This is a genomic window from Planktothricoides raciborskii GIHE-MW2, from assembly GCF_040564635.1.
GTDB classification, from domain to species: domain Bacteria; phylum Cyanobacteriota; class Cyanobacteriia; order Cyanobacteriales; family Laspinemataceae; genus Planktothricoides; species Planktothricoides raciborskii.
The window spans coordinates 6,575,925-6,587,811 of record NZ_CP159837.1; the positions used below are offsets into that span (position 1 = coordinate 6,575,925).

General features: G+C 41.3%; 12 protein-coding genes. 11 read left to right on the forward strand and 1 reads right to left on the reverse strand.

Going from position 1 to position 11,887, the window contains the following annotated elements:
• Positions 1-30 precede the first annotated feature (30 nt).
• The 10 genes from psaB to ABWT76_RS28060 all read left to right on the forward strand — a co-directional run bounded on the left by psaB (position 31) and on the right by ABWT76_RS28060 (position 10,821).
• A complete protein-coding gene (psaB, locus tag ABWT76_RS28015) occupies positions 31-2,244 on the forward strand; it encodes a photosystem I core protein PsaB (protein ID WP_190878248.1) in 2,214 nt (737 codons plus the stop codon).
• Between the two features lie 435 nt (positions 2,245-2,679).
• On the forward strand, positions 2,680-3,861 hold the full coding sequence (locus ABWT76_RS28020; protein ID WP_354635292.1) for a restriction endonuclease: 1,182 nt from the start codon (positions 2,680-2,682) through the stop codon (positions 3,859-3,861).
• 1 nt (position 3,862) lies between these two features.
• Positions 3,863-5,452, forward strand: coding sequence for a hypothetical protein (locus ABWT76_RS28025; protein WP_190878246.1), 1,590 nt, complete (start codon positions 3,863-3,865; stop codon positions 5,450-5,452).
• On the forward strand, positions 5,449-5,895 hold the full coding sequence (locus ABWT76_RS28030; RefSeq protein WP_054468969.1) for a hypothetical protein: 447 nt from the start codon (positions 5,449-5,451) through the stop codon (positions 5,893-5,895). The genes ABWT76_RS28025 and ABWT76_RS28030 overlap by 4 nt, the downstream gene beginning before the upstream one ends.
• A gap of 5 nt (positions 5,896-5,900) precedes the next feature.
• Complete coding sequence (locus ABWT76_RS28035) at positions 5,901-6,116, forward strand: type II toxin-antitoxin system HicB family antitoxin (RefSeq protein ID WP_054468968.1); 216 nt, start codon at positions 5,901-5,903, stop codon at positions 6,114-6,116.
• Positions 6,117-6,259: 143 nt separating this feature from the next.
• Positions 6,260-7,180, forward strand: a complete 921-nt coding sequence (locus ABWT76_RS28040; RefSeq protein WP_054468967.1) for a hypothetical protein — start codon at positions 6,260-6,262, stop codon at positions 7,178-7,180.
• A 99-nt stretch (positions 7,181-7,279) separates the two neighbouring features.
• Entirely contained in the window at positions 7,280-7,588 is a 309-nt protein-coding gene (locus ABWT76_RS28045) for a hypothetical protein (protein ID WP_054468966.1), read from the forward strand.
• Positions 7,589-7,720: 132 nt separating this feature from the next.
• Entirely contained in the window at positions 7,721-8,071 is a 351-nt protein-coding gene (locus ABWT76_RS28050) for a YtxH domain-containing protein (protein WP_054468965.1), read from the forward strand.
• Positions 8,072-8,193: 122 nt separating this feature from the next.
• Positions 8,194-8,784 carry a hypothetical protein gene (locus tag ABWT76_RS28055; RefSeq protein ID WP_072160880.1) on the forward strand — a complete coding sequence of 197 codons (591 nt, stop codon included), beginning with the start codon at positions 8,194-8,196 and terminating at the stop codon, positions 8,782-8,784.
• A gap of 132 nt (positions 8,785-8,916) precedes the next feature.
• Entirely contained in the window at positions 8,917-10,821 is a 1,905-nt protein-coding gene (locus ABWT76_RS28060) for a hypothetical protein (protein ID WP_190878242.1), read from the forward strand.
• Between the two features lie 352 nt (positions 10,822-11,173).
• On the opposite strand, the gene ABWT76_RS28065 is transcribed toward ABWT76_RS28060, so the two are convergent.
• On the reverse strand, positions 11,174-11,371 hold the full coding sequence (locus tag ABWT76_RS28065) for a hypothetical protein (RefSeq protein WP_156331953.1): 198 nt from the start codon (positions 11,369-11,371) through the stop codon (positions 11,174-11,176).
• Positions 11,372-11,397: 26 nt separating this feature from the next.
• Between ABWT76_RS28065 and rimP the strand changes: the two genes are divergently transcribed.
• Entirely contained in the window at positions 11,398-11,850 is a 453-nt protein-coding gene (rimP, locus tag ABWT76_RS28070) for a ribosome maturation factor RimP (protein ID WP_054468978.1), read from the forward strand.
• Positions 11,851-11,887: the final 37 nt, after the last annotated feature.

Consider the following 11,887-nt stretch of genomic DNA (forward strand, 5'->3'; position numbering starts at 1 on the left):
ATTAGACCCAAGCACAATTTAGAGCGCTTTATGGCAACAAAATTCCCCAAATTCAGCCAAGACCTGGCGGCAGATCCGACGACGCGGCGGATCTGGTACGGGATAGCCACAGCCCACGACTTTGAAAGCCATGATGGGATGACCGAGGAAAATCTGTACCAAAAGATTTTTGCCTCGCACTTTGGCCACTTGGCAATCATATTTCTGTGGACATCGGGCAACCTGTTCCATGTCGCTTGGCAAGGAAATTTCCCACAGTGGGTCAAAGATCCACTGAATGTCAAACCGATCGCCCACGCGATTTGGGATCCGCAATTCGGTCAACCGGCGGTGGATGCGTTCACCCAAGCGGGAGCCTCATCACCAGTAAACATCGCCTATTCCGGGGTGTACCACTGGTGGTACACCATCGGGATGCGGACAAATGGGGATCTGTACCAAGGAGCGATCTTCCTGCTAATCCTGGCATCACTGATGCTGTTTGCCGGCTGGCTGCACTTGCAACCGAAGTTCCGTCCGTCCTTATCGTGGTTTAAAAACGCAGAATCGCGGCTGAACCACCACCTGGCAGGACTATTCGGGGTGAGTTCCTTGGCATGGACAGGACACTTAGTTCATGTGGCGATTCCCGAATCACGGGGAGTCCATGTGGGCTGGGATAACTTCCTGAGCGTAAAGCCACACCCAGCGGGGTTAGCGCCATTCTTTACCGGCAACTGGGGCGTGTACGCACAAAACCCAGACACCGCAGGCCATTTATTTGGCACGGCAACCGGAGCGGGAGAAGCGATCTTAACCTTCGTGGGCGGATTTCATCCCCAAACCCAGTCGTTGTGGTTGACGGATATGGCGCACCACCATTTGGCGATCGCGGTGTTATTCATCATCGCCGGCCATATGTACCGCACCAACTTCGGCATCGGTCACAGCATTAAAGAAATCCTGGAAGCGCACAAGCCCCCATCCGGGAAACTGGGTGATGGCCATAAGGGAATGTATGACACGGTAAACAATTCCCTGCATTTCCAATTGGGTCTGGCCCTGGCTTGCTTAGGTGTGATTACCTCCTTGGTGGCACAGCATATGTACTCCCTGCCGCCTTATGCGTTCTTGGCGCAGGACTACACCACCCAAGCGGCGCTGTACACTCACCACCAATACATCGCAGGATTCTTGATGGTGGGAGCATTTGCTCACGGAGCAATCTTCTTAGTGCGGGACTATGACCCGGAAGCCAACAAAAACAATGTGTTGGCCCGGATGCTCGAACACAAAGAAGCCTTAATTTCGCACTTATCCTGGGTGTCGCTGTTCTTGGGTTTCCATACCCTGGGACTGTACGTTCACAACGACGTGGTGGTAGCCTTTGGCACCCCAGAAAAGCAAATCCTGATTGAACCAGTGTTTGCACAATGGATTCAAGCGGCTCACGGCAAAGCCCTCTACGGTTTTGATGTGCTGCTGTCCAACCCAGATAGCCTCGCCGCTACCGCATGGCCAAATTACGGCGATGTGTGGCTGCCCGGTTGGTTGGATGCAATTAATGCGGGAACCAATTCTCTGTTCTTAACCATTGGACCGGGAGATTTCTTGGTCCACCATGCGATCGCCCTGGGTCTGCACACCACCACCTTGATTTTGGTCAAAGGTGCCCTGGATGCACGGGGATCCAAGCTGATGCCGGATAAGAAAGACTTCGGATACAGCTTCCCTTGCGACGGCCCCGGTCGTGGCGGTACTTGCGACATCTCCGCATGGGATTCCTTCTACCTAGCCATGTTCTGGATGCTCAACACCCTAGGGTGGTTGACCTTCTACTGGCACTGGAAGCACCTAGCCTTGTGGCAAGGAAACGTGGCCCAGTTCAACGAATCCTCCACCTATTTAATGGGATGGTTCCGGGATTATCTGTGGTTAAACTCTTCCCAGTTAATCAACGGATACAACCCCTACGGGACGAACAACCTGTCCGTGTGGGCTTGGATGTTCTTATTCGGACACCTGGTCTGGGCGACTGGTTTCATGTTCCTGATTAGCTGGCGCGGTTACTGGCAAGAGTTGATTGAAACTCTGGTCTGGGCCCACGAGCGCACTCCGTTAGCCAACTTGGTTCGCTGGAAAGACAAGCCGGTGGCTCTGAGCATTGTTCAAGCTCGCTTGGTCGGTCTGGCTCACTTCACCGTGGGTTATGTCCTCACCTATGCCGCCTTCTTGATTGCTTCTACCGCAGGCAAGTTCGGTTGATCCACGCTTCTCGTTGCTAGTTAAGCAAACATAACTAAAAAAATCCCCTGCCTCCGGGCGGGGGATTTTTTTTAGGGTTGGTGATAAATATGGAATCAATGAGCAGAATTTGATTCGCTCAATGAACAACTATGGGTATAATCGTTTACAGCGCTTTTCTCCGCGAGTAAACCACAAAGCATCTGTAGGGGTGTGATCTTTCCGGCATTTGATGCTTAAAATATTAATGTACGGGCGAAGCATTCCGGCAGATAACCTATTGCTGAAAATATTAATCTGACTGCCGGAATGCTTCGCCCCTACGGAATGCTTCGCCCTACCGTGGTTCAGTAATCTGAAAACCGCTGTAAGAATATGCTTTTCAACTAAGACGGTTGTGTTTTGACTGTCTTGTAGTCGCCAATGTAATTATCAGTTTCCTGAAACTCGATTAGTATGTCCAATAAACCCATTCAAAAAATTATCTTCGGAAGCCCTGGAACCGGAAAAAGTTATAGAGTTGAAAATAAAATAATTCCTAACCAGTTAAATATAACTGACAAATCAAATATTATTCCAACTGTATTTCACCCAGAATATACTTATGGTGATTTTATGGGTAAACTTATGCCATTAACTGATGATAGTGGAAAGGTAGAGTATAAATACTACCCAGGACATTTTTTAAAAGCAATAGCTAAAGCGTATAAAAATATAATTACTAGCTGCATTCAGTTAGAAAAAGATAAAAAAGATGAAACAGAGAAATACAAAAAAGAAATTGGAAAAAATCTAGGCGAGTTCACTAGCGAAGAAAAGTTTACTTTAGAACAAAAACACAAAAAAATAATTAAAAAACCTGATAATGTTGTTTTGGTTATTGATGAAATTAATAGAGGTAATTCAGCCGCAATTTTTGGTACAGTATTTCAACTTCTCGATAGAAACAAAAGCGGTTGGTCACAATATCCAATAACAATTTCAGATTTAGAAAAAGTTGGATTGTTGCAAGAAGTGGGATTTAAAAAATATTTTCTTTCTAAAGAGAAGGGATACTCTTTTGAGTATGATGGTCAGACTTTAAAAGAAACCGAATACGATAAATATCTTAACTATATTTTCAGCGATTTGAGCGAAAGTGACAGAGTTCAACTTCAAGAGTGCAAAATTAAATTGCCCCCCAATCTATCAATCTTGGCTACCATGAATACATCGGACAATTCAATCTATTTCATGGACAATGCCTTTAAACGTCGTTGGGATTGGGAGTTTATAAATGTTGACGATGACAACCAAAGAGATGTAGTGTCCATCCGAAGAGTAAACCTTGACAATAATGATACTTGTGCTTGGAATGATTTTGTTGATAATTTAAATAAATTCATCTGCGATCCAAAGCATAAAATTAGGAAAGTTGAGGACAAACAAATTGGGTACTTTTTCATTAATGAAAAAACTATAACTGAAGAACACATCAAAAATAAATTGATGTTTTTTCTATGGGATAGTGTGTTTAGCAACAATAGAGATCCATTGACTAACCTTTTGGGAATGGAGAAAGGCACTTTAGTTACCTTTGGACAATTTACGAAAAAAGTTAAAAATTTTGTTGAGGCAATCAAGGAATATAAGGGATAAAATGTTTGACCTGAATAATATAGATATCATCAAAACCGATGAACAACGTAATCATAGCCAGTATTCATTTGTTGGTCTTCAGAGAAATCAAGAGAGCAATCGTTTAGAATTTTGGCTTCCGTTAGGATTCGATGATTTTGATGATAAAGATTTTAACCTAGTTAAAGAATTTTTCTTCAAGATGTATCGAACCTTCAAAATTTATAGGCAAAAAAAACAAAACGATTTGGAAAAAGAATACATCACCAGTTATAGAGACGGAATTATTGAAGCTGAAAAGGGATTTAGCTTTATTAATGAAAACAACGAACAGGTAATTTTTTACGGTAAACTCAATTCCTTAGACAAAATACTTGAGGGTTACGATGAATTACGAATTTCATCTTTAGGAAAAAAACAAATGAGCAGCCATGAAATTGACTATTCCAAAATTTATCGGTATATGCACCAAGGGATATATCTTGATGAGGATGTGATTTATATTGATGAAATGAATATTGCCAAAAATATTTTAATCAAAGAAAGCCCGCCAATTTTACAAATGTTTGGTTTTATCTACACGGAAATAAAAAAAGAGTTGGAAGAATTAGAACAGATACCCGATCGGGCTGTTGAACTTGCCGATCAGTTCAAAGAAAACTATTTACAACCTGATAGTAGTTTATTTGGCGAAGATACATTTGCCGAAACCATAGAAATATTAAGAAAAACCCTGGAAGATATTGACCTAAAAACAACCTATAAAGATGAGGACTATTGGCATTTTTTTGAGGCTGTTGAGGCATTTTTGTATGGAGAACGACAAGAAGACGACCAAGGTATTTACTGGGGGTTTAGTAATTTCTATGATATATGGGAGGATATGTGCCAGACTTATGTACTTAATACACCTGAATATCGTCAAAGGGCAGTCTTTGCGGATGTTGGAGGAAAGCTAAAACTATTCCTAAATTACCATGATATTAATCCATTTAAAGTGGAATTAAATGATTTGCCAGAACCACGTTACTTGCGTCCTGATTTAGTATTGAAAACGAGCGTAAGCAAAATAGATCAGTATTATTTAGTTGATGAAAAACTCTCTAATGAAGCTGAGGTTGCAGTTAAATTGAACTTGCGTGCAGTAAAAGATCATCCAAAAATTCAAAGTGAATATAAAGAACTTTCTTATAAGACTTCTGTGATCAACACGACAGATAAGCTTGGCAGTGGATATAAATATATGTCTCAAAAAAAATTTAGCGACTTTAAAAATTTTGTAAAGCAATACTTTGAAGAATCATCTGCCTCAGTCCAAATCATTGATTACAAATATATGCGTGTTTCCGATTATGAAAAATACTCACCAAACAAGCCTGGAGAAAACAAAGTAAAAGATGATATACAGAAACAATTAGTCTATGAATGGACAGTTCAAAAAAATTGGAAAGTCAAAACAGAAAGTGAGTTTTGGATACCTTATTTTTCTAACTCAGAATTTGAAAAAATAGAAAATGTAAAGAATACTTGTTTTCAGCAAAGCCAAATTAAATTGGTAAAAATTAATTTCACAACCCTTCAAGATTTTTATATCAAGCAACAATTAGTATGATTGAGCAGATTAAGTTTCGGCATAGTGTTATTAGTGATTTTAATCCAGTTGTTTCCTTGAATTTAACAGCTTGTAAAATCGTCAATGAACAATTTATTTATCCAAAGTTAAAGGATTTTTTTGATGATAAAGGAGGCATAGATTATTATGAAGAATTAGATCCTGACAAAATTAAAACTGACATTGAATTTAGGCAAAAAGATAGCCAAGAAAGCTATGTTAAATCGTATATTTACAAAGAATTGATAAATACAATAAGTAAGAACGATGATGGCAGCATAAATTTCAAACCGAGATATGTTGTTTCTTTTGATGAAGAGTTAACCCCCGAAACAGATGCAAAAACGCAAATAAAATACGGAAAATTGAAACTTGGACAGCAGGCAATTTTATATTTTATTTATATTGATCTAAAGGATATTATTAGCTTTATCAAGCAATAAAAATTATGAAAGAATATGTGGTGGTTTTTGAATGGGCTGGCAGTAACTATTCAGCGTATGTTCGCGATTTGCCCGGTTGTATTTCGACAGGAAAAACTATTGAAGAAACCGAACAAAATATTAAAGAAGCGATCGCGCTTTATATTGAAACTCTGCGAGAAGACGGGCAAGAAATTCCCGAACCTTGTTTTTATGCTAAGGCAATTGCTGTAGCCGCTTAATCAGGCAGGTCAAAGTCAAAGGGCTTGCTCTGATCGCCCATCATTCTGTGAATATTGGCACAATCGCCACATTAAAAATGGCATAAAATATTGGGTAATAGGCACAATTAAAAAATAAATGATTATATTGGATAAATAATAAAATGCTAGTATTTTTTCTGCACGGCACGGCGGTGCGTAACCCTGGTTATAGCGATCGCACCCAAAATTTTATTCTTCAAGAATTCAGCCAACGAGGAGAAATAGAAATCCCCTCCTTTGGGGCGGCTTTTTTCGGAGATATTCTCGGTGCCGATGAACTCTGGGATTGGGTGTTGCAAGATTTAGAAAATTTTAAATGGGATCATCCCGGAGTGGATCTGGAGACAATCTTCTCTTATCAAAATTTTAGAGAACAGCTAATCAGCAAAATTTTTGGGGATATTTTTACTTATTTAAATCCTGATTATGGACACGCCGCCCGAAAAACCATTGCGGTTCAATTATTACAATTTATTAAGGAAAATCCCGGAGACGATGATTTGCATTTAGTGGCACATTCTCTGGGCAGTGTCATTTTATGGGATATTTTATTTTCTGATAAATTAAGCCCGTCTGACCCGGCTTTTTATATTCGAGATATCATTAAAGGATTAAGTGGGTATCGGCAAGGCAGAAAGGTTTACCTGAGAACTGTCACCACAATGGGTTCTCCACTGCTATTTTTTAATCGAATGTTGGGCATCGCCCCGGAGAAACTAAAAATCTTTGCCCAGCGATATGTCAAAAATCCCCTACGGTGGATTAACATTATTAATGCCGGAGATATTTTTGCTTATCCTTTAGCATCTAGTCTAAATTTGCATGATAATTCTATATTTTTTCAGGATAAGTATCTTGAAGATAAGGATATTCTTAAAAGAAGTCTGGGGAATGTGGCTATGGCTTTGGGGTTGGTGGACGATCATACAATTTATTGGAAAAGTCAGCGAGTTGCTAATCTAATTACGGCCAATTTACTGGGAGATATATCTATTTTATCTCAGGATAATGTATTGCCCGGATTCGGGAGCATTTGGGAATAATTTTTATAAAAAAAATAAAAAAATATAACAATATGATATTTTTGACCCTAAATTAGGGATAATTTAGCTAGGTAAAAATTAGAGGAAGGAGAGCATTTGATGGTAGTAGGAGTGATTATCATTAATGTTGTGATTTCCATGATTTGCCTGTATCTGGCGGCAAAATTATGGAAGATTGGCAAAAAAGTTGACAAAGCAGCTAATGCAATATTAAGAGCCGATCGCGGCACTTATAATGTCCTGCACAAGGCTCCAAGAGCGATCGCCAAAGGCGAAACAGGCACCAGAAAGTTGCGGCAAAAATACCAAAAGCTGCAAAAACAAGTTCAAACCATGCGCCAACTTCTCTTAGTGGTCAATTTTCTGGGGAAATTTACTCTGAGACGATCCTGGAAAACTCGTCCTTAGTGACAGCGGCAGAAAAATAGATCGGCCATGATTAATTTAAATCCGGCTGGGTAAAATTAGGTTTCAGGGCAATTCTGACTAAGCCTGGGTCAAATCCGCCTAAAATAAGTAAAAAGTTAATTGCTATAGAAAATGTCTAAGAATCGTTCGGGATCTTTTATTATGGGTATGCTGGTAGGAACTGCGATCGGTGCGATCGCTGGGATCTTAGTAGCACCGCGCAGTGGTCGTCAAACCCGACAACGGCTGAAAAAATCTGTTGAGGCTTTACCAGAGTTGGCAGACGACTTAGCCAAAACTGTCCAAAGTCAAGCCGATCGCCTCTCAGAATCAACTCTGCGTAATTGGGATGAAACTTTGCAAAGACTTAGAGAAGCGATCGCCGCTGGACTCGAAGCCAGCAAACAAGAACGGGAAACCCTCAACCAATTGGACAATGGTTTTTCGACGAAATCAGCGGCCAAAAACTCATCCCCTGATTGAACCCAAATCATTACCCTAGATCCCTAGATCCCAAGGGAGCGATCGCTGATTTATCCTTGTCTTGTTACTTGTCCCATGACTAGCTCCGATCCTCTAAGTAAGCAATAAGCAAAAAACCTGCTGTGACTGATCCTCTTTTTTGGCTTGGACTATCCTTTTTACTGGTTTGTGTCAGCATCATTCTGTTGTTACTGGCTGCCTTGCCCGCTTTGCAGTCTGTCGGGCGGGCAGCCCGTAGCGTGGAAAAATTAGCGGACACCTTAGCCAGAGAACTTCCCCCCACCTTACAAGCCATTCGTCTCACCGGCATGGAAATTAGTGACCTCACTGATGATGTCAACCAAGGGGTTCAAAGCGCTGGCAAAGTTGTCAAACAAGTAGATGAGAGTATCAGCAGTGCCAAGAAACAAGCAAAACGAGCACAAGTGAGCACCCAAAGCCTGATCGTTGGGGTCAAAGCCGCTTGGAAAACTTTTCGCTCCCTACCAAGCAGTTCATCCGGGGGATCTCGTAGTCTCGAAAGACTACCGCCTTCAAAACGCAGACCTTTGGACTTACGGAAAAAAACATCCAATCAGTCCAACACCTCTAGCAGTAATCAAGGAGCAATGGATCCTTATGTAGATTCATTTGAGGAATCCAGCCAGTCATATCCGTCAGCAGAAAAAAGTAGTCGATCTATCAATAACGCCAGTAATCAAACAGATATCTAGCCATCTACTGTGTTAAGTTACATGGTAAAGGATTTTTGTCCCAGTTTCAGGGGGGCAATATGTGATTTTCCCTGCCACGCATTCCGGGAATAAATCCTGAATTTTGTCGTTGATGATTTCAATAGTTGAGTTATGTCAGGACTAAAAAAAACACCAGGTTATGTCAATGCATGGACTCTTTGGTTTGAACGATTGATGGGACTATTAGTTCTGGCAAATTTACTTTTTGTAGGATTTGATTGGAGCTATGTGAAGCTGCGACCATTTTATCTCCGAAGCCATTTATGGCTGGAAGCAAATTTTCGGCAAAAACAATCTGAACAGTTTCTCAACACAGTGGAGGAACTAAAAAATGTATTAGCCGAAGATGGGTTTAATTCAGCAGATGCCATAAATTTACTTGATAAATTACGCCAACAAAATAAAGAATTATTTCAAGAAAGTCCGTTGCCGATTTTGCCAACCCAGGCTTCTTGGCAAGAAGTAAAAAAAATCCTCATGGATCATGTGGATAAAGATAATATTAATCAGGCAATAGAAATTTTTTGGAGTCAAGAATATTTAGCCGAAAAAGGTTGGCAGCAAGAGTTGGCGGTATTCGATAGAAAAATGAGTTATTTAATTGATTTTTATGAACCAAAACTGTTTTACGATCCCATCAAAGGCATCGAACCCAATCGCACTACCCAAGAGTATCTGAAAAAAGTTGATGAACTCAAGATAGTGCTTAAACTTGAAGGAATCAATGGCTCAGAAGTTGAACCTTTGTTGGCAGAACTGCGGCTTCTTAGCATGGAGATGATTGATACCGATCCATTCGCCAGAGTAAATAAAAGTGGGACTTTAGAAGAAATTAAATATAAAATGCGGGAGTATATTTATTCTAGAGATCCTAATAATCTGCCAAAAGTTGTCAATATTCAATGGGTGAATTCTGCCATCATTGGGGTTTTAGACTGGTTTTCCCCGGAAGTTTTGTGGGCTAATTATTCGGCTAAAGGATCATTTAGAACATTTTGGTCAAAAGAAAACCTGATAGCGCATGGATGGGAAAAAGAGTTAGATTTTTTCGATCGTGAAATTCGCTTTTTACTGGAAAGCAACTATTTTCGTCATTTGGGGGCAAATAGTGATTGGCTAGACAGGTTCTGGCTGCTCGATCTCCCTTGGATGACGCTATTTTTAGGAGAATTTATCGGTCGAATTTGGCTATTACATCATCACAAAAAAATGTCATGGGGTAGCGCGATCGCCCACCGTTGGTACGATCTGACTTTATGGTTGCCCGTGTCAGTATTTGTACCTGGTTTTCGGTGGTTACGAGTGATTCCGGTGATTATTCGTCTGGATCAAACTAAATTTCCGGATCTGGAACCGATTAGGAATCGCCTGAGCATAAATTTTATCGCCAGTTTTGCTGAGGAACTGACCCAGGTGGTGGTGATTCGAGCGATTAACCAGATGCAGGAAGCCGTGGAAACTGGTAAGTTTACCCGATCGCTCTTTGAACCGAAAAACAAAACCCAAAAAACTTATATCGATATTAATGATATCGATGAAATTCCGACGATCGTCAACCGCTTGCTACAAGTGACCCTTTGCCAAGTTCTCCCCACCATTCAACCGGAACTGGAAGCGGTGGTTCGCTATCAAATTGAAAAAGCCATGAAAAATTCGTCCGTGTACCAGCGAATTCATCGGGTGCCCGGATTAGGTCGCTTACCAGATCAAATCGCGGAAGGTGTGATCGCGCAAGTGACGAAACTGGTGACGGAAAAACCTCAAGAAGCTTATATATCCAGTCAAAACACCACTCCCGATCCGATCGCCACTGAACTCTCAGAACGGTTAGTGAAAAAATTTACCGTCACCCTCCGCAAGGAATTGCAGCGAGATAATACCCTGGACGAAATTGAATCGTTACTGAGTGACTTTCTCGAAGAGGTTAAACTAAATTACGTCAAGAACCTCACCGAGGAGGAAATCCAAGAACTTTTGCCCATCGTCAAACAGCCGCCGCAGCTAACTGGGAGTTAGTTTTTCCCCCAACCAGACTCCCGCGATCGGTTTTTAATCCAAAAAAATTGATGGGATCGGTTTATGGTATGCTAGACTACCTTATGGAAGTTCTTAGATTGCTGAGGAGCGTTCGGAGAAATATTTTCTGATCCCAAGAGCGCTCCTTACACATGGCTTCGATGCTTCAAATCAAGCACAGATGAAAGCGACCGATGTTTAATGCTAAACTAAAGTTGGCTGAAACACCAATCCTCAGCACGAAAATCTTTTCTTCCAGTCACTTTTCTCGGCTCAAAGTCAGTCTGATGCTGAGTATCAGCCAAAACCAGGCCGTTGAATTCGAGGCATATCTGGTGAGTGCATCGGTGCATTACTGCTGAAAACAAAAAGCGGCTTTTGTCATCGAGGATTCTAGCGCCGCCACTTGATTCGTGTTCAGCGATCTGAGAAGTTTTCCTTGTCGTGAAGGAGAACGATCGAAGGTGACAAGGGTTTGAACCTGCCCCATGTCTCGTTTAGAGAGCCGCAGGAGAAAAACCTGAATACTTGCACCGAAAGTGGGTGACAACCCGCTTTTTTTATTGGAGTTTTATTATGACTCATCCATTGATCCCACAAATTATCGATTTAGCCAAACCAGTGGCAGAAAACCTGGGACTACAGGTTGTTGGAGCGGTATTTCAAACGAATCATCGCCCCCCGGTTCTTCGTGTAGACATCTGTAACCCTGATAATGACACGAGTTTAGAGGATTGTGAAAAAATGAGTCGAGCATTAGAAATGACTCTAGATGCCACCGACTTGATCCCGGATGCTTATGTCCTAGAAATCTCTAGTCCGGGTCTTTCCGGTCAACTGACTACAGACCGAGATTTTATCTCTTTTAAGGGTTTTGGGGTTCGCATTGAAACGGTTGAACCCTACAAAGGGCAGAAAGAATGGCAAGGCAACCTAGTCAGTCGAGATGAAACTAACGTTTATTTGAATCAAAAAGGTCGGGTGATTTCCATTCCGCGATCGCTCATTGCCTTAGTTGAACTCCTATAAGGAACCTAAAACCGTGGACTCACAACCATTGATCGGC

Excerpts from the sequence above, each read along its gene's own strand:
- psaB (WP_190878248.1), top strand. The coding sequence starts at position 31 with ATGGCAACAAAATTCCCCAAATTCAGCCAAGACCTGGCGGCAGATCCG.
- ABWT76_RS28020 (WP_354635292.1), top strand. The coding sequence starts at position 2,680 with ATGTCCAATAAACCCATTCAAAAAATTATCTTCGGAAGCCCTGGAACC.
- ABWT76_RS28025 (WP_190878246.1), top strand. The coding sequence starts at position 3,863 with ATGTTTGACCTGAATAATATAGATATCATCAAAACCGATGAACAACGT.
- ABWT76_RS28030 (WP_054468969.1), top strand. The coding sequence starts at position 5,449 with ATGATTGAGCAGATTAAGTTTCGGCATAGTGTTATTAGTGATTTTAAT.
- ABWT76_RS28035 (WP_054468968.1), top strand. The coding sequence starts at position 5,901 with ATGAAAGAATATGTGGTGGTTTTTGAATGGGCTGGCAGTAACTATTCA.
- ABWT76_RS28040 (WP_054468967.1), top strand. The coding sequence starts at position 6,260 with ATGCTAGTATTTTTTCTGCACGGCACGGCGGTGCGTAACCCTGGTTAT.
- ABWT76_RS28045 (WP_054468966.1), top strand. The coding sequence starts at position 7,280 with ATGGTAGTAGGAGTGATTATCATTAATGTTGTGATTTCCATGATTTGC.
- ABWT76_RS28050 (WP_054468965.1), top strand. The coding sequence starts at position 7,721 with ATGTCTAAGAATCGTTCGGGATCTTTTATTATGGGTATGCTGGTAGGA.
- ABWT76_RS28060 (WP_190878242.1), top strand. The coding sequence starts at position 8,917 with ATGTCAGGACTAAAAAAAACACCAGGTTATGTCAATGCATGGACTCTT.
- rimP (WP_054468978.1), top strand. The coding sequence starts at position 11,398 with ATGACTCATCCATTGATCCCACAAATTATCGATTTAGCCAAACCAGTG.